We start from the raw sequence: 18,923 nt of genomic DNA on the forward strand, positions 1-18,923 counted from the left end.
TCTAAATATAAATATGATTTATACACTTCGTTACAAACCACATGCAAAACTGCCCAAAAAGTCCAGTCATCATAGTTACACTGAGGGGAAAACAAACCAATAGCTATTCTTACGTTATTCATCTATATTGGGAACATGCATTTGATGCGAACAATTCTTATGTAGTAGGAGAGCTAACATGGATCCAGTCACACTTATTTTTGATTACCTTTTTACCATCCAAGCGTTTTTATTGATTTTCGTTATTGTGGTACTAAAAGGGAGTATCAAATTTGTCCCGCAGAACCGTGCGTGGATTATTGAACGTTTCGGCAAGTATCAATCCACTAAAGAAGCCGGCCTAAACTTTATTCTGCCATTTATCGACCGCGTAGCGGCCGATAGGAGCTTAAAGGAGCAAGCCGTTGATGTACCATCTCAATCAGCCATAACTAAAGACAATATTTCATTGATTGTTGATGGTGTACTTTATTTTAGAGTGTTAGATCCGTATAAAGCGACTTACGGTGTTGACGATTATATCTTCGCGGTGACTCAGCTCGCGCAAACCACCATGCGTAGCGAACTGGGTAAAATGGAGTTGGATAAAACCTTTGAAGAGCGAGATTTACTTAATACCAACATCGTCGCCGCCATCAACTCAGCTTCTGATCCTTGGGGCATCCAAGTACTGCGCTACGAAATTAAAGACATTGTGCCACCAAACTCTGTAATGGAAGCAATGGAAGCACAAATGAAGGCTGAGCGTGTGAAACGAGCTCAAATACTAGAGTCAGAGGGTGACCGTCAAGCCGCTATCAACGTCGCGGAAGGTAAGAAGCAAGCGCAGGTGCTTGCAGCTGAAGCCGAAAAGGCAGAGCAGATCCTAAGAGCTGAAGGTGAAGCAAAAGCGATTATTGCCGTTGCAGACGCACAAGCCGAAGCCCTTCGTAAAGTCGGTGAAGCCGCAAATACCGAAGAAGGCCAAAAAGCCATCCAGCTTGACTTAGCAACAAAAGCCATAGCAGCAAAAGAAGCGATAGCTAAAGAATCTTCTGTGGTATTGCTACCAGACAATGGCACAGATGCAAGTTCGCTTGTGGCACAAGGCATGTCTATTATTAATACGTTAAATAAAAAGCAAGGGTAACGCCTATGGCCTTTTTACTTGAGCATTTAGCACAAACCTTAGTAGTACTAGGAATTGCTTGCCTAATTGTTGAGGTTGCTGTGCTTGGTTTTGCCACCTTTGTACTGTTCTTTTTAGGTCTGTCTCTGGTGATAAGTGGCGGCTTAATGTATGCAGGTATGCTTGACCAAACTTGGCTGACTGCACTTTGGTTTAATGCATTAGTCACGACATTACTGGCTGTGTTTTTATGGAAACCACTAAGACGCATGCAAGATGTCACAGACGACAAAGAAGTAACCAGTGATTTTGCTGAGCTTACCTTTACGCTGGAAAAAGACTTGAATGCAGAAAGTCGTATTTTTCATACCTATTCTGGTATTGCGTGGCAACTAAAAAGTAAACAACCTATTACTGCAGGAACGCAAGTCAAAGTAGTTAAAAAAGAGGTTGGAGCGTTTTGGGTAGAACCAAATTAGGCTTGTCTATGAATTAAGGATTAAGCTAATACCTGTTAGTCTTAATTCTTGCTCTATTTAAAGGAGCAAGTCTGACGCTAACTGCATTAAATTTTTTATTTAGAACAGCTAAATAGCAAAATTTTTCCTTGCCTACATGGATGTAAGCAAGCAAATTCACCTCCAATAGCTGACTATTGGAGGTGAATTCAATGCTGTTAGCGCTAGAACTGGCTGCTAGTAAGGCATCAATCATTCGCAGATCGGGTTAGTTAAGCCTTGGTACTTATATCGCTTTCTATCTAAAATCTTCTGTGGTTTTTTGCAGCTCGGTCATTGAATTGCATAGTGATTTTCAGAAATTTATTTCGCTCTTCTACTACGTGAATATCCATTCCCGTCCTATACTGAAACCCATAGGTAAATATGTATACCACGCTTGAAGCCGCATACTAGGATGGACATGGTAAGTAAAACTGAGCTCGAATTAGAGAAAGAAATTCAAAGTCTGAAATCTCAATTAGCGGAAGCATCTTTTGAACGTGACAAGTATAAAAAGCTGTTCGAGGCGTCAGGCGACGCGCTATCCATTTTAGACATAAATACGGGTAAATTTACTGAATGTAATCAAGCAGCCGTTCGACTACACGGCATCGAAAGTAAAAGTAAATTTCTAACACTAACTCCTGCCGACATTTCCCCTGAATATCAACCATGCGGCCGAGCTTCAGAAGAGCTAGCTATGGAGCACGTAAACAAATCTCTGACTGAAGGTCCTCAGCTTTTTCCGTGGAGCCACTCCAACACTCAAGGCGAAACGTTCCCTTGTCTAATATCATTGACGGCAGTGCAAATCCAAGGAAAGCAGCTCGTCGTAGCAATAGGTAGGGACATATCGGAACTACACAGCGCGAAAGAGCAACTGAAAAAAGCAAATACTAATATTAAGCGTTACAAAGCTGCGTATCAAAAAGAGAAAATGAAGTTTGAGCGCTTTGTCAACGCAGCTCCAATTGGTATCGCTGTTAATTCGTTGAAAGATGGGGCTTTCCACTATGTAAATGATGAGTTCAGTAAAATGACTGGATATTCAGTAGACGAACTAAACAATATTGATTACTGGAAGATAACACCTCCTAAATACCAAGAAGAAGAACAAAAACAACTTATTAACCTTAAGGCGCAAGGAAGGTACGGACCATATAAAAAGGAATATATCCATAAAAGCGGACATACCTTTCATGTCCTCCTATCTGGTATTAAAGTCACCGACGATAATAACGAAGATTTTATTTGGTCAGTCATTCAAGATATATCTCGTCAAAAAGAAACCGAGGAGCAACTTAAAAATGCGAGAAACCAAGCAGATTCTTTAGCGCTCAGAATGCAGCTTGCGAATAACTCTGCCCAAATCGGCGTTTGGGAGTGGGACTTAGTTACAAGTGAGCTCATCTGGGACGAGCTGATGTTTAAGCTCTATGGCATATCAGAATCACAATTTACACAAGTCTATGATGCTTGGGCGAGTGCCGTACACCCTGATGATATAGAATTTGCAAGTGCACAGCTGCAAGCTGCAATTGATGGTACCGGCGTTTATGAACCAGAGTTCAGAGTTGTACACCCAAACGGTGAAGTGAGAACAATTAAAGCCAGTGCAGAGGTTATTCGAAGCAATGGCAAAGCAATAAAAGTTGTTGGGGTAAATTATGATGTTACCGAAAAAATTGAAGCAATAAGAATATCTGAAACGGCTAGACTAGCAGCAGAACATTCCTCTAAAGCAAAAAGTGACTTCCTAGCCAATATGAGTCATGAAATTCGTACACCAATGAATGCTATTTTAGGGGGGTTACAATTGCTAGAAAACGCTAATTTAGAGCCCGATTTAGGGAAAGTTTTAGCTAACGCCGTATTTTCTGCCAAGAGTTTGCTTACAATCATCAACGATATCTTGGATTATTCAAAAATTGAATCCAATAAAATTGAGTTAGAAAGTACCGAAATTTCAATTTTAGATATTTTGGACTCTGTTAAATATGACCTAGATGCATTAGTCAGTAACAAAGGTATAGACTTTGTCATATCAGCAGATGATAGCTTCGAAGACGGATGGATTGGTGATTTAGTGCGCGTAAAGCAGATAATACTAAATTTAGCATCTAACGCTGTTAAATTCACCAACAAAGGGGAAGTTAAAATAATTGCCAGCTGCCAATCATATAACAATGAAAAAGCGATTTATTTAAGTGTTCAAGACTCTGGTATCGGAATGGATGAGGATGCGCAAAAACGTATTTTTGAGCGTTTTTCACAAGCTGACACATCAACTACTAGGGAATACGGTGGTACGGGACTGGGAATGTCAATTACTGTAAGTCTTATTAAGTTGATGAATGGAAAAATAAACTTATTTAGCGAAGCTGGTAAAGGAACTACAGTTAATATTATCCTACCGTTAGACAAGATAAAAACGCAATCTAAACCTGTACGCACAAAATCATTTACACCACCTAATCTAAAACACACTCGTATTTTGATTGCCGAAGACAATAAGATTAATCAAATTCTTATCAAAACAATGCTTAAAGAGACAAATGCAACAGCTGTCGTTGTCGACAATGGTCGGCTTGCAATCGAAGCTCTAAAAGAGCAGGCATTTGATTTAGTATTAATGGATATACACATGCCTTTTATGGATGGGGTTGACGCGATAAAAGCTATCAGAAATGAGGGAAATCCGATCCCTGTTATCGCTCTCACTGCGAACGTTATGGTTGAAGATGTTAAGCACTACTTAGAAATAGGCTTTGATGCGCATATAGCAAAACCAATTGAGCTGCCTATTTTGTATGGCGCTTTAGCAAGCTTTGTAAAATAGATAATTTCGAGAAATAATAAGTCTCTATTCTGAATTAGTTCTGACCAGACCTGACATTTCGATTTGAAAAATTGAGAGTTACCCGTTTTGATAAAGGTGTCGAATCTTTGTTCAAAACAACTAAGGAGTAACTCTCATGTTACATACTAACAATCCAATCATTAAACACAAAGCTGGTTTGCTCAATCTAGCTGAAGAGCTTGGAAACGTATCTAAAGCCTGCAAAATGATGGGGGTTTCGCGAGATACGTTTTATCGTTATCAAGAGCTCGTTGATGAAGGCGGTATTGATGCACTCATCGGTAAATCGCGTAGAACACCAAACCTGAAGAACCGTGTAGATGAAGAGACTGAAAACGCAGTTTGCACCTATGCGATTGAATTTCCGGCTCACGGGCAAGTCAGAGCCAGCAATGAGTTAAGAAAACAAGGCGTATTTGTTTCTGCCAGTGGTGTGCGGTCTGTTTGGTTGCGCCATGACTTGGAAAACTTTAAAAAGCGTCTGAAAGCGCTAGAGGCTAAAGTTGCGCAAGAAGGTCTCATTCTCACAGAGTCCCAAGTAACAGCTCTTGAGAAGAAAAAACAGGACGATGAAGCCTGCGGCGAAATTGAGACTGAGCACCCAGGATATCTTGGTTCACAGGATACTTTTTATGTTGGAAACCTAAAGGGAGTTGGCCGTATATATCAGCAAACTTTTGTTGATACATATTGCAAAGTTGCGTTTGCAAAGCTCTACACCACTAAAACACCGATCACAGCAGCAGAGCTACTGAATGATAGAGTTTTGCCTTACTTTAAGCAGCACGAACTACCTATGCTACGGATCCTCACTGATCGTGGAACTGAGTACTGCGGTAAGGTTGAACACCATGATTATCAGCTTTATCTAGCGGTCAACGACATAGACCATACCAAAACCAAGGCAATGTCGCCGCAGACAAACGGTATCTGCGAACGCTTCCACAAAACGATACTTCAAGAGTTTTATCAAGTGACATTTCGCAAAAAGTTATACAGCTCTCTGGAAGAGCTCCAAAAGGATCTGGACGAGTGGATAAATTACTACAATAATGACCGAACTCATCAAGGAAAAAAATGCTGTGGTAGAACGCCATTTGAAACATTATTAGATGGGAAATCGATCTGGGTTGAAAAGAATTTAGCCCAAATCTAGGCTGACAGTCACCGATTGAAAAACGGGTAACTGTCAGGTCAAGTCTGAGCTAGTACATCTATTCGAATATGGATGAGCACTCCTGCACTAGTTGACACTGAGTTATGAACACCCTCAATAAATTTAAGCAGAGCCTGATTGACTTGGGGAATGCGTCACTCCGGGCTTTTCTATCGCTCTAGATATTGCTTCTACAAACGCTTGGTAATCAATAGGCTTTGATATAAAAGCGTTCATTCCGACTTCAAAACATCGTTTTTTGTCCTGCTCAAGTACATTTGCAGTCAATGCTATTATCGGAATATCTGGGTAGTTTCTTAACTTACGGATATGTTGAGCAGCTGTAGGACCATCCATTTTTGGCATTTGCATGTCCATTAAGATCAACGCAAAGTCCTGCTCTTCACAAAGCTGTACAGCCTCAAGCCCATTTTCAGCAAGAGTAATATTTACCAGCCCTAAATCCTTTAACATTGACTTAGTAACAATTTGATTGACCTTGTTGTCTTCGACTAAAAGCACTTCTATGTTTTCAGTAACATTACGACTAAGTTTTTGATATTTAGGCGCCTCTTTTTTATCGACTCCCTTTGACACTGGAAGTGTAATTGTGAAGCTAAACGTTGAGCCCTCTCCCACACGACTTTCCACTTCCAGTTTAGAGTCCATTAAATCTAGTAGCTTATTTGAAATGGTTAGGCCTAACCCAGTACCGCCAAATCGACGAGTTATTGATGTATCGGCTTGGGAAAACGCTTCAAATAGCTTTTCTATTCTGTCTTGTGGAATACCTATACCTGTATCGCTTACACTAAACTTTAATGTTGCGTTGCTTGCATCTTGCTTTTGAAGATCCACTCGCAACTTCACTGTTCCCTGCTCAGTAAACTTTATCGCATTACTAAGTAAATTGAGCAGCACCTGTTTAAGCCGGATGACATCCCCATCAAAAACACGTAAGTTGGCAGGCACCGTATTCATGATTGTTAGCTCCGCCGAAGACGACTTATTCAGCGTTTTTCCTGTCTGCTCAAGTTCATATAAAAGTTTCTCTATCTCAAATGGTTGCGACTCAAGCTCAATTTTCCCAGCCTCAATTTTACTTAAATCAAGAATATCATTTAAGATAACCAATAGACTTTTTCCCGAAGAGTCCACCAGTTCAAGCATGTCCATTTGATTTTTGTTCAGACCCGTGTTTCTTAGCTGCCTTACCATGCCTAAGATACCATTCATTGGTGTGCGGATCTCATGGCTCATATTCGCTAAGAAATCAGATTTTATTTTCGACGTGTGTTCAGCGACCCGCTTCGCTTCGATAAGCGCTTCACTTAACAATTTAAACTGATTTGCAGCATTAGCTAACGTACCAATTTCATCTTTTCGATCAAGATCCTTTATCTCATCCGATAAGTCACCTTCAATACAATGTTGAAAATTCTTAGTAAGGCGCTTAATTGAACGGATAATATGAAAGTGAAAGAATAAAACAAAAAATACTAAAAAGAGTATCCCCACAACCATCGCTGATTTTATCATTCTGTCGAATTCTAAGATCTTTGCCTCTGCAGCGTTTCGTATATTATCCAGCCTAGTTAAGGAGTCGGCTCTTAATTTATCTACCAAATTTGAGAACTCTACTGCATCACCAGCCATTACAACGTTAACTAAAGTTAAATAGTTTCTATTTGCTTGAATACTGCCGTTAAATACATCGCGGAATCGGTGGGATAACGCCTGTAATTTAGCCACGTTTTCATCACTCAACTCTTTACCTATCAGTAGCCTGCGATCTATCTCTGCCAAACCATCAAACACTGCTTTTTTCTTCTTGTAATCTTTCTGTGTTAAGTACAGATTTGCATCTCGGTAAAGTGTCATCCATAAATCCAATATCTGATATATCGTGATCTTCTTTTGACTGATGTCATCACCAGCTAACTGTGGTCTTAAATAAGCTTCAGCTTTTGTAAACACCTCTGGTAACTGAGTTTCAAGCAGATGCTTTCTTTCTTGATAACGCTGCATAAGCACACTTAAGTTACTACCATACCTATTTACAATTTCTAGCAGAAAATCTATGAGCCGCTTTTCTTCTTCACTTGGTACCTTTGCCTGTATTTCTGTGAGCTTTATCGTAATTTTCGCATGATTGCTCACGACCTTTTCATAGATAGCGGAACTACCAGAACTGCTGAACACAGAAATATCACGCTGCAATTCAACAATCTCTTTGTTGATCTTAAGTACTGATACTGAGTTTTTAGATACATTCAACGTGCTCGTTAACGTATTATCAACAACCTCCACGTGTGAGCTCAGAAATAGATAGACAGCAGTAAGACTTGCAGCGAAAGCAAGCAAAACCAGTAGAATTTTGCTTGAAAGCGATCTTATTGAAAATATTGGCATGCCTCAGCCTTATGCGTTTAGTAATTCGTACCAGCGATCTAAACTATAATCATAATTTTCCATAACGGTATTCCATACAGCTATGTTAGAAAAGCGTTTGACATAACTTCCACCGTCGCGTAATTCTCCTGTATTTACAACAACTTTGCCATCTGTACCTTTTAAAATTGTCGCTGCAGGCTTACCGTCATACCAATAATCCCATTCAGCCTCAGACATTAGTGGTCTGCTACGCTCTGGGTTTGAGATATAATATCCTTGTCGAGCGATAAATGCGCCAGGGTATCCTGAAAGCCACCAATTCATATAGTCGTAAGCTGCATCTTTAACATGGCCACGAGCCTGAGATGACAGGCACATAACACCGTGCCATGCCCTATAGCCCTCTTTCGGTGAGGCATATGTGATCGGTAACCCTTGCCCTCTGCAGGCACTTACCCCAGGTGAAAACATACTTTGAATGTGAACTCTCTTCTCCAACATAAATTGCACAGATTGTGGAACCGAAGTCCAAAACCCAGAGAAGTGCCCTTTGCGCTTCTTCATTAATAAAATTGTGAAAAGCTTGTCTATTTCGTCAATAGTCATATTTCCAATATCTTTGAAAGAGGCCAGACCCCTTGCTTGCGCGGCGAGCGCCAAATCAAAGATCCCTATTGTTGGTGCATTCACTATTGCTGTTTTTCCCGCATTAGATTCATCCAATAGCCAACCCCAAGATTCACTTTCATAAGGGCTCCCCTGTTTTATAAAATCGGTGTTGTAACCAAAGGAATCAACATTGTGTACGTACGGAAGAAAGCTAATTTTTTTTGTTACGTCGCTTGCAAGCGTCCCGTCATCTTGAACATACAGCAGCTTGTTGGGTGCATCACCTGCCCCCACCTTAGCAGAGGGGATAAGTTTCCCCGTCTTTGTAAGTGGGTTTATTTCATGCCAGTGGGTAAGCCTTTCAATATCTATAGGCTGAATCGCTTTTGCTTGCCAAAGTATGTTTATAGAATCTGACCACTGTTCGTAAAGGTCAAATGCGGCAGGATTTGCAGCAGCTTTTTGCAGAACTGCAGCACTGCCCATTGGATAGAATTGAATATCGATTCCCAACTCTTTCATCGCACGCTGACGCAGAGGCTCTTGTAACGTGACATGTGTCCCCATTACACGGAGGGTTGTCCTGTTTCTTGCGAACACATAAGGAGCTTTAATGAGCGCAGCAGATAACGCCAGCCCTATACCCGCTTTGCTTAAAAACTCTCTTCTTCCATTTTTATTCATAACAGTTAAACGGTTTATATAACTTGTTAGTAAATATAGTTTATGATCACGGTAACCGTGGGCAATATCGTAACTTTGTTAAAATACCACTCATGCCCGACTACATTGTGAATAGCTACGAGTGTCTCAACACAAGGCGTGTAAAGAAGAAGCAGAGCTTGCTGACTATCCAGTCGCTATCACCAAAAATCTCCAATTAACATACAAAGTGCTTTGTCATAGAAAATAGTAAAGAGATCAACAAGCAATATCCTAAGATGCCCACTGCGCTTTTATTAACAGATTCATAGTTGCACGAACACACTGTAATCGTTAATTCATTGGTTTTCCTATAAAAAGGTAACGCATGAAAAAGTAATGAGTTGATTTCCTTCCGGTCCTAAACTCAGTTAAAAAATAAAACACGTTGACATATGAAAAATCACATATATCATATTTCACATATATGATTTAAGAGATATGATTCATGAATCCGTTACAGTTTTTCAAATGCCTGTCCGATGACACCCGACTGAAATCAGTTCTAATTATCAATCAACTTGAAGAAGCATGTGTTTGCGACCTTATGGCAGGACTTGAGTTAGATCAGCCCAAAGTCTCACGCCACCTCGCAGAATTGCGAAAATGTAATATTTTACGGGATGAACGCCGAGGAAAATGGGTGTACTACCGGCTTCATGAAGATCTCCCCTTATGGACAAAGGAGGTTATTAATCAAACCGTTGCCCACAATCATAGTTATTTTGCTGAGGCGTTAGCAAAACTAAATGCATCAAAAGCTCAAGCATCGTCTTGTTAGTAGCAAATAAAGACTATGAAAGTTACTTCTTTCAGCAACTATGGTGTTAACGAATAGCCAGACAAGCTTAGTTTGGTGGGTAGGATTAGCAAATGGCTTACGATGACGTATATGCATCTCTCCTGCTCTACTTTGAGCTAAATAAACGAGATTAGGAGCACAATACATTATGTTTCAGGACAACACACTACCGAACATTGATAAATCACAGTTTGATATTCCAGCATTAGACAAGTGCCTTAGCAACCAAAAAAAACATGCTCCCCGCATACTTTTGCTATACGGTTCACTGCGAGAGCGTTCGTTTAGCCGCTTGGTTATTGAAGAGAGTGCTCGCCTGCTTACACACATGGGAGCCGAGGTAAAAATCTTTGATCCTGAAGGTCTACCACAAACTGACACAGGTGATGAGAATCATCCCAAGGTTCAAGAGCTTAGAGAGCTCATGATATGGTCAGAAGGACAAGTATGGTGTTCACCAGAACGGCATGGCTCAATCACAAGTGTTTTTAAAAGTCAGCTTGACTGGATCCCTCTGAGTATAGGTGCCGTACGCCCAACCCAGGGGAAAACATTAGCTGTTATGCAGGTATGCGGTGGCTCTCAGTCATTTAATGTGGTGAATCAGTTAAGGGTTCTTGGTCGTTGGATGCGCATGGTCACCATTCCTAACCAATCCAGCGTGGCAAAAGCCTTTCTTGAGTTTGATGAAAATGATCGGATGAAGCCATCTTCTTATTACAACCGAATTGTCGATGTAATGGAGGAGTTGATAAAGTTCACGTTATTACTTCGCGATAATAAGGACTACTTCGTCAACCGCTATTCAGAACGCGTTGAATCCGCAGAGCAATTAAGTCAGCGCGTTAACCAAGGTGATATCTAAGGAGGTAACATGGGCTTATTCGAACGCTATTTGTCGGTGTGGGTAGGTATCGCCATTGTGGTAGGTATCTTATTTGGAAGTATTGTACCGGATGCATTTGCTATTATAGCTGGTATTGAATATGCGCACGTCAACTTAGTTATTGCGGTGCTTATTTGGTTAATGATTTACCCCATGATGGTGCAAATTGACTTTTCTTCACTGAAAGATGTAGGTAAAAAACCCAAAGGCCTCGCCCTCACACTGATCATTAATTGGCTAATAAAACCATTTACCATGGCATTTCTTGGCTGGCTATTCTTTAAGGGGATATTTGCTGATTGGGTAGACCCACAAACAGCAACAGAATATATCGCAGGCATGATACTGCTGGGTGTTGCACCATGCACAGCGATGGTGTTTGTCTGGAGTCAACTCACTAAAGGCGACGCAAACTACACGCTAGTGCAAGTATCGGTCAATGATATTATTATGATATTTGCTTTTGCGCCTATCGCAGGCTTTTTACTAGGCGTGACTGATATTACAGTCCCTTGGACAACACTATTTCTGTCTGTCGTCCTCTACGTGCTAATTCCTCTGGTGATTGGTGCAATCACTCGAAAGAAGCTCGACGACGCAAATGACCACTCTCGATTAAAGCAATTTTTAGCAACTATGAAACCTTGGTCAATCGTTGGCTTATTGGCAACTGTTGTGTTGTTGTTCGGATTTCAATCAAAGACTATTTTGGACAAACCACAAGCAATTATACTCATCGCCATTCCTTTACTTATTCAAACCTACGGTATATTTGCTATTGCTTATTTTATGGCAAAACAAATGAAGCTGCCACATAGCATAGCTGCACCTGCTTGCATGATAGGCACATCTAATTTTTTTGAGTTAGCAGTAGCCGTTGCAATTTCGGTTTTTGGGCTAAATTCAGGTGCAGCATTAGCCACAGTTGTTGGAGTTTTAGTCGAAGTTCCCGTCATGCTTTCACTGGTGTGGCTTGCAAACCATACGCGACATTGGTTCACAGAGTAAACGCTCAATGATACCAATTTACACATCCCTATTTGCTGCAAGCTGAGTCTAAATTGGGTGGTAATTAACTTTAATTTTTATGAAAAAGGTTGAGTTATGATAGTCATTCACCACAACCCAGACTGTGGTACTTCAAGGAACGTATTAAAGATTATTCGAGATGCTGGGTATACGCCAATTATCGTTGAATACTTAAAGGAAGGATGGACACGTAACCAGCTTTTAGGACTTTTCGCTGCGGCCGATATTTCACCGCGTGAAGCACTAAGAGTAACAAAATCTCCAGCTCGCAAGCTTGGGCTGCTTGAGGCTGGAGTATCGGATGAAGCCCTAATAACAGCCATGCTTAAGTATCCGGTACTAGTAAACCGGCCAATCGTCTGCTCACCTAAAGGCGTGAAGTTATGTCGACCAAGCGAATCGGTGTTAGCGTTACTCGATAAATGGCCTATGGGTCCGTATTTTAAGGAAGATGGCGAGCAAGTTTTGGACGAATATGGCGCGCTAAAAACAAAGGCGTTATAGGCTCCTGTCAGCACAAGCTAGGGTGTTAGCAACACTAAGTGTAATGGTAATTATCGAAGAGCTGCTTCGTATATGAACTTGGCAGCCAATTTTTCTTGGCACTGTTAATAATGTACAGTATCCAAAAACAACTTTTTACCTTAAATCCCTTTTCGTCTTGTACCTTCTCGGTTTACTCTACCCCTAACAATCACTACACTCAAATTCAGGTACAAGGTTAAACACCTCTAAACCATGAGTAGAAAACAATAAAAACAAGGGATTACAATTAATAATGATCAGGGTCGAAAACTTAAGCCGCGTTTACGGAAGCGGAGAAACCCAAGTGCACGCACTAAAATCCGTTTCTCTAGCAGTAATGGAAGGTGAATTTGTTGCAGTGATGGGATCATCTGGCTCTGGAAAGTCTACATTAATGAATATCCTTGGTTGCTTAGACTCTCCAACCTCTGGTGCTTACTATCTTGCAGACCAGGAAATTCAAGCGGTGGAAGATGAAGCATTGTCACAAATTAGAAATCAAAAAATTGGCTTTATCTTTCAAACATTCCATCTACTTACCCGCCTGACCGCACTAGAAAATGTCATCTTACCGCTAAGGTACACTGACACTTCCCCATCAGAGGCAAAAAGTCGCGGGCTTGCCATGCTAAAAAAGGTAGACCTTGATAGCAGAGCACATCACAAACCCTTCGAAATGTCTGGAGGACAACGCCAACGAGTTGCTATTGCTCGGGCTCTTATCAATGAGCCGAAAGTTATTTTTGCCGATGAACCAACCGGTAACTTAGATAGTAAAACCTCGCATGAAATCATGGAATTACTATGTCTACTACACCAGCAAGGCCACACTATTGTAATGGTAACGCATGAAGACGATATTGCGGCATATGCCGAGCGTATCATCAGAATGAAAGATGGCGAGAAAGTGGAGGATAGCCAATGCGCAGTTATATTATAAGCATCGCCCTACTCACCTCTTTGCAGGCTTTTGCCAAACCAATTATCGTCTCAGGTGTTATTAAAGCAGGTGAAACGCAGGTCTTTCACGCACCGATGAGTGACTCTTGGAAGACTCAAATCCAGTGGATGCTGCCCGAGGGAGAAGTTGCCAACAAAGGTGATATTGTGGTTGTCTACGATTCTGGCTCTATCGCGACCTCAATCGACCAAGATAAAGTTGCACTTGATGCTGCAAAAGATGAGTACAAACGAATTGAGCAAGACGGCGCCCAAAAGATACTCGAAGCTCAGTTCCAGTTGAAAAAAACCACTTTGCTCGTTGAAAGAGCCAAAATTGATGCAAACGTGCCAAAAGCCAATATCAGCACCTACGACTACGAGCAACATCAGCTGACATTAGAAAAGGCGATTATCGAAAACCACAAAGCTGAAGTAAGTTTAAGCAAGGCCGAAACTGAAGCAAAAGCAAATACTCAGAAACAGCGACTGGAAATAAAGCGGTTAGAAGCAAGCCTCACACACAACCAAGAGCAGCTGGAAAAAATGAGTCTAACGGCCAGTAATAGCGGCCCTATTCTGTATGCTGAACACCCTTGGAATGGCAACAAGTTGTTTGCTGGCGCAACAGTACAACCGGGTTGGAAAGTAGCTGAAATCCCTTCTACAGCGGGTCTGTATCTAGAAGCATGGATCCATGAAGTAGATGCTATTGGTATTAAAGAGGGTCAAATCGCCGATTTAAAATTTGACGCCTTTCGCTCCTCATCAACGCCTAGTACCCTCATTGAGCTATCAACACAGCCTGAAAAGCGCCAAGATTGGGGCCAAGGTATGTATTACCGAGCTAAATTCACATTTAACACCGATTTGCCACTACTACCAGGCATGAGCGGAAGCATCACTTTGCCAGGAGAGAAAAATGAAAGTTAAGTTGCTGGCAGTCATCATTCCACTCTATTTACTTGGCTGTAGCCAAGCCCCCCGCGATGTACATATCGTAAAGGCACAGCCAATCACTATCACAGTAGAAGCGAATGGTGAATTAGAGTCAAAAAGTCGCGCTTTGATAGCCCCTCCTTCAATCAAGCGTATGTGGCAGTACAAGGTTAAACAGTTAATGCCTGAAAACACCTCGGTTCAGAAAGGCCAAATCGTCGTATCGTTTGACGATCAAACCGTAAGAGATCGCTTGATGGAGTACAATTCGAAGTTAAGCCAAGCGAAAAAAGAGCTAGAAAATAAACAAGCTCAAGTCGAGAAGCAAGAAGAAGAATACAAACTCGCACTCGCTGAAGCAAAAATGAACTTCGATAAGGCAAAACGACGCGCAGAAATAGTAGATAACTCACGCTCAGACAACGACCGAAAAAAGGCGCAAATCGACTTCACCATTGCCACTAATGATTTAGAGCTTGCCCACAGTAAACTCGCTTTTCATCTAAACAACAAAGAGCTGAGTATCCAAATGGCAAGAAGTAAGGTTGCACGAATGGATGCTGAAGTGAAAGAACTAAAACGTGACATAGCGCGTTTACAAGTAAAAGCGCCAATGGATGGGTTAGTTGCATATCGCGCAAACTGGGAAGGTGAAAAGCCCAGTGTTGGCGAGTCCATGCAGTTTGGTCAACCTGTTGTTGAGCTATCAGTTATTGAACAAATGCAGGTAAAAGCACAAATTAAAGAAGCCGATTTTGGACGGATAAAATTGGGACAAGCAGTAAAAGTTACCATAGACAGTGCCGATGGATATGTTGTCGGTGGGACACTCATTGAAATAGGAAAAGCCTTTAGGGAAAAGTCACATCAAGATAAAAGCCGCATTGTTGATGCCATTATTGAGCTCGACAAAATCGATACTGAAAAGCTGCGACCGGGATTGACCGCTCGTGTAGAGATAGTGACAGCACAACTCGATAACGCCTTGACCGTGCCATTAAACGCATTAAGACAAAGTGCGGATAAAGTGTTTATAGACACAAATAGCGGAGAAAAAGAAGTCACCGTCTCTTATACCACACCGACGCTTGCCATCGTTACTTCTGGCATTAGTCAAGGAACGGAGGTAAAGCTATGAGAAAAACATTACTCGCAATCATTGTCCCACTATGGTTACTTGGCTGCCAAGAAGCACCTGAGCAGCCAGCGCAACTACTATATACCGTAGAGCCTAAGCCATTTTCGATCACAGTGGATGCAGAAGGCGAATTAGAAGCCAAAAGTGAAACCGTCATATCCGCGCCAACCTCCGCGAGAGGGGCTCAGACGCTCGCATGGATCATGCCTGAGTACACTCAGGTGAAAAAAGGCGATGTTATTGCCCGCTTCGATGGCAGTCAATTAGAAAGACGAAAACGCTTTAGTGAATTCGACAAAGGCAAAGTCGCACAAGATATCACTGTCACCGATAGTGATTTAACCACGAGAAAGTCCCATTTGGATAGCGACAAGGTTATCGTCAGTGAGGAGAAACACTTTGCCGAGACCTTTTCAGTTGACGATGAACGGATCCGCTCAAAGCTCGACATTTTAGATCAAATGCAAAATGTTGAATATCTCAATGCAAAAGAAGCTTATTTTGGCTGGCAGACAGAGCAGTTTTCATCTTCTGCCCTTGGAGAAATGGAATTGTTAAAGCTGCAGTCAAAACAACACGAAAGCAAAATTGCGATGTACAACGCAAACTTAGACGCGCTTGAAGTCATCGCGCCACATGATGGCTTACTTACCCTCAGTGCCGATTGGCGTGGAGAAAAACCCAAATCAGGCCAAGCGCTATGGCCTGGGCAAAAGATCGGGGGGTTACCAGACATTTCATCCCTACAAGCTAAGCTTTTCGTGCATGAAAAAGAAGCACTTGGCCTTGCGATTGGCCAAAAGGTTGAGTTTACTCTGCTCTCCAATAGCGATGAGCGCTTTGATGGTAAAGTCACGAAGGTATCACCTTACCCACAATCTATTCGCCGTGGAGATCCACAAAAATACTATGAGATCATCGCGAGTCTTGATAAGACTCCAGCCCACTTCAAGCCTGGCAATAAAGTACTCGCTACAGTACTTGTCCAAGAAAATAAACAAGCCTTACTCGTGCCTAAACATAGCGTGATCAATGAGAACAACGCATTTTTTGTTCAAGTTAAAGACGGTAGCCAGTTTAAACGCGTAAAAGTGGAATTAGGCCAAAGCAACCTAAGCCATACTGAAGTACTGGCAGGCTTGTCTCCCAAGCAACAAATTGCACTCGTCGCGAATAAGGAACTGTAATGAAATATTTGGATTTATTTACCGACGCCATTGCACAACTAAAGCAGCATAAGCTCAGAACTCTATTGACCTTGCTCGGGATGATTTTCGGTGTGGGTGCCGTTATTGCAATGTTAAACATCGGTGAAGGTGCTGAACGTGAAGCGCTCAAAATGATCGATTCTATGGGGATCAATAATGTTATTGTCAGTGCCAAGGACATTGAAGATAATGACCTAAAGGAACAACGAAAATACTCGCAAGGTCTTAATCTATTAGACGGCCAAGTGATTGTCGACGCCCTGCCCTTTGTGACCGACTTTTCGGCTGAACGACTGGTGGATACCTACCAGATATTTAGCGAATTCGGCAGCTTCGAAGGAGAAGCTGCGGGCGTAACAGCAAACTATTTTAGCCTTGCGCATTATGAACTCGCAGCGGGTCGCCTGCTAAATGCTGAAGATAGCAAGGAATATCGGCAGGTTGCGTTGCTCGGCGCAAATACCGCAAAAACCCTCTTTCCCCTCGGGAGCGCTGTTGGTCAACAAGTAAAAATCAATCATTTATGGTTTGAGGTGGTTGGCATTTTGCAAGCACCGCACCTGAACAAAAAGGAGTTTCAAGGCGTTGCATTAGGAGGCGAGCAAAGCCGTATCTTTGTTCCGCTAACGACCGCCATTCATCGCTTTAATAAGGGATTACTTGAGCCTGAAGTTACCGAACTGAAACTTGCCATCGACAAATCTCAGAGTCCAATTTTGGCATCTCAAGCTATCACTAACATTTTAACTAACCGCCATAGCGATATCGATGACTACAGACTGACTATTCCCGCTGCTTTGCTTGCTCAGCAAAAGCAAACGCAGGCCATTTTTAATATGGTGATGTCTTGCGTTGCGGGTATATCACTCCTTGTTGGTGGTATTGGTATTATGAATATCATGCTCGCAACCGTACTTGAACGAACCAAAGAAATTGGTCTATTACGAGCAATAGGCGCCACTCGGAAAAATATTCAAGTCCAGTTTATTACTGAGAGCTTTACCATCTCGATATTAGGCGGATTACTCGGTGTGGTGTTTGGTATTTTACTTTCAGAGATAATTGCATTTTACTCAAACTGGGCGGTGTCTTGGTCTTTAAACGCGATTTTCCTATCTTTTAGTATTTGTGCCCTAGTCGGTTTAACATTTGGAGTATATCCGGCCATCAAAGCTTCAAAGCTTGACCCAATCGAAGCACTGCAAAGTGACTAATCAACCTGGAGGATAGTGTTGCCCCTCCTTTATTTTAAACCTAAATGACTTTTTCTCATGCTGTTTTATGAACAAAGTCATTATATAGCATGCTTTTTGTTGGACTTTTTTTCGTCACAAGGTAAACTTTTATCCGATTTAACTCAAAAATAACAGGAAGCATTATTGGAGCACTGAATGCTCGTATGATTTGTGTTGGTTTTCGGCTTAATAAATAGTTAACTAGTTAAGCTTTGCAAAAATCGCTGACACAGTAAAATGCTGCTGAGAATGGAACTTCAAGGACAAATAATGAAAAAAGTAACGCTTATCGCGCTTTCTCTCGCCTCTCTCACTGCTTGTAAAAGTAATGATATCAACCGCGTCGTGAATGATGGTGTAGACGGTGCTATTAATGGTATTTTTGGCAGTTCAGGAACCGTTGTTTCAGCAACGAGTAGTGGTTCTAGTAATGATTATTCTGTCAACAAAGAAAAAGTGTGGCCTCATCAAGCGACCAAAACGGCTCGAGACTATGGCTCATTTGCATTTGTAAAAACGGCAAAAAATCCAAGTGGAAAAACCAGACTTAAGTTTAACGAATGCAAACATCCGCGAATTGGCAAAATAAAGTGCGAAGGCTATCTATACGAAGTTTCCCCTGAAGGTTGGTTAGTAGAAGGCGATTCGATCCACTTTGGTACACATTACTATACAGATATTGTTATCCCTGCTGGACAGTATTACATAAAAATAAAAGGTGAAGATGTGGGTAAAGAAGTCTATGCGACCGGAACCATAGAAATTGCACCATTTGAAACTAACTACATAAACGTTACTGTTCAATAACGTAACAAAAAGTACCTAGCGAGATGAACCCCGTTAGGTACTTTTTACTAGAAAAGTTATCTTGGGATTATCCCATATATAAAGAC

Annotated in this window: 16 protein-coding genes; 14 read left to right on the forward strand and 2 right to left on the reverse strand. The window is 41.6% G+C overall.

The annotated features are described in order from the left end of the window. Positions 1 to 178: 178 nt before the first annotated feature. The 4 genes from L1D50_RS12300 (at position 179) to L1D50_RS12315 (ending at position 5,624) form a co-directional block, all read left to right on the forward strand. On the forward strand, positions 179 to 1,129 hold the full coding sequence (locus L1D50_RS12300) for an SPFH domain-containing protein (RefSeq protein WP_128725481.1): 951 nt from the start codon (positions 179 to 181) through the stop codon (positions 1,127 to 1,129). A gap of 5 nt (positions 1,130 to 1,134) precedes the next feature. Then, positions 1,135 to 1,587, forward strand: coding sequence for an NfeD family protein (locus L1D50_RS12305; RefSeq protein WP_128725480.1), 453 nt, complete (start codon positions 1,135 to 1,137; stop codon positions 1,585 to 1,587). Between the two features lie 442 nt (positions 1,588 to 2,029). Next, on the forward strand, positions 2,030 to 4,447 hold the full coding sequence (locus tag L1D50_RS12310) for a PAS domain S-box protein (RefSeq protein ID WP_239966121.1): 2,418 nt from the start codon (positions 2,030 to 2,032) through the stop codon (positions 4,445 to 4,447). 136 nt (positions 4,448 to 4,583) lie between these two features. Beyond that, positions 4,584 to 5,624 carry an IS481 family transposase gene (locus L1D50_RS12315; RefSeq protein ID WP_128725606.1) on the forward strand — a complete coding sequence of 347 codons (1,041 nt, stop codon included), beginning with the start codon at positions 4,584 to 4,586 and terminating at the stop codon, positions 5,622 to 5,624. Between the two features lie 123 nt (positions 5,625 to 5,747). Here the strand turns inward: L1D50_RS12315 and L1D50_RS12320 are convergent, their stop codons facing one another. Beyond that, positions 5,748 to 8,036, reverse strand: a complete 2,289-nt coding sequence (locus L1D50_RS12320; protein ID WP_239966122.1) for an ATP-binding protein — start codon at positions 8,034 to 8,036, stop codon at positions 5,748 to 5,750. Between the two features lie 9 nt (positions 8,037 to 8,045). Continuing rightward, positions 8,046 to 9,311 carry an extracellular solute-binding protein gene (locus tag L1D50_RS12325; protein ID WP_128725477.1) on the reverse strand — a complete coding sequence of 422 codons (1,266 nt, stop codon included), beginning with the start codon at positions 9,309 to 9,311 and terminating at the stop codon, positions 8,046 to 8,048. Between the two features lie 466 nt (positions 9,312 to 9,777). Between L1D50_RS12325 and L1D50_RS12330 the strand changes: the two genes are divergently transcribed. The 10 genes from L1D50_RS12330 (at position 9,778) to L1D50_RS12375 (ending at position 18,837) form a co-directional block, all read left to right on the forward strand. Further along, on the forward strand, positions 9,778 to 10,110 hold the full coding sequence (locus tag L1D50_RS12330) for a metalloregulator ArsR/SmtB family transcription factor (protein WP_239966123.1): 333 nt from the start codon (positions 9,778 to 9,780) through the stop codon (positions 10,108 to 10,110). A 169-nt stretch (positions 10,111 to 10,279) separates the two neighbouring features. After that, positions 10,280 to 10,996: an arsenical resistance protein ArsH gene (gene arsH, locus L1D50_RS12335; protein ID WP_239966124.1), complete on the forward strand. Its 717-nt coding sequence runs from the start codon at positions 10,280 to 10,282 to the stop codon at positions 10,994 to 10,996. Between the two features lie 9 nt (positions 10,997 to 11,005). After that, a complete protein-coding gene (gene arsB / locus L1D50_RS12340) occupies positions 11,006 to 12,025 on the forward strand; it encodes an ACR3 family arsenite efflux transporter (RefSeq protein WP_128725474.1) in 1,020 nt (339 codons plus the stop codon). A gap of 96 nt (positions 12,026 to 12,121) precedes the next feature. Then, positions 12,122 to 12,550, forward strand: coding sequence for an arsenate reductase family protein (locus tag L1D50_RS12345; protein WP_128725473.1), 429 nt, complete (start codon positions 12,122 to 12,124; stop codon positions 12,548 to 12,550). Positions 12,551 to 12,824: 274 nt separating this feature from the next. Further along, positions 12,825 to 13,511, forward strand: coding sequence for an ABC transporter ATP-binding protein (locus tag L1D50_RS12350; RefSeq protein ID WP_239966125.1), 687 nt, complete (start codon positions 12,825 to 12,827; stop codon positions 13,509 to 13,511). Continuing rightward, positions 13,493 to 14,443 (forward strand): HlyD family efflux transporter periplasmic adaptor subunit, encoded by a 951-nt coding sequence (locus L1D50_RS12355; RefSeq protein WP_239966126.1) that lies wholly within the window; start codon positions 13,493 to 13,495, stop codon positions 14,441 to 14,443. The genes L1D50_RS12350 and L1D50_RS12355 overlap by 19 nt, the downstream gene beginning before the upstream one ends. After that, entirely contained in the window at positions 14,433 to 15,587 is a 1,155-nt protein-coding gene (locus tag L1D50_RS12360; RefSeq protein ID WP_128725470.1) for an HlyD family efflux transporter periplasmic adaptor subunit, read from the forward strand. Before L1D50_RS12355 ends, L1D50_RS12360 begins: the two co-directional genes overlap by 11 nt. Then, a complete protein-coding gene (locus tag L1D50_RS12365) occupies positions 15,584 to 16,774 on the forward strand; it encodes an HlyD family efflux transporter periplasmic adaptor subunit (protein WP_128725469.1) in 1,191 nt (396 codons plus the stop codon). Before L1D50_RS12360 ends, L1D50_RS12365 begins: the two co-directional genes overlap by 4 nt. Further along, the gene (locus L1D50_RS12370) at positions 16,774 to 18,009 is read left to right on the forward strand and encodes an ABC transporter permease (protein WP_128725468.1); all 1,236 of its coding nucleotides are present in this window, start codon (positions 16,774 to 16,776) and stop codon (positions 18,007 to 18,009) included. The genes L1D50_RS12365 and L1D50_RS12370 overlap by 1 nt, the downstream gene beginning before the upstream one ends. Positions 18,010 to 18,300: 291 nt before the next feature. Further along, positions 18,301 to 18,837, forward strand: a complete 537-nt coding sequence (locus tag L1D50_RS12375) for a hypothetical protein (protein WP_128725467.1) — start codon at positions 18,301 to 18,303, stop codon at positions 18,835 to 18,837. Positions 18,838 to 18,923 lie beyond the last annotated feature (86 nt).

The organism is Pseudoalteromonas sp. Isolate6, assembly GCF_022398435.1.
Taxonomy (GTDB): domain Bacteria; phylum Pseudomonadota; class Gammaproteobacteria; order Enterobacterales; family Alteromonadaceae; genus Pseudoalteromonas; species Pseudoalteromonas galatheae.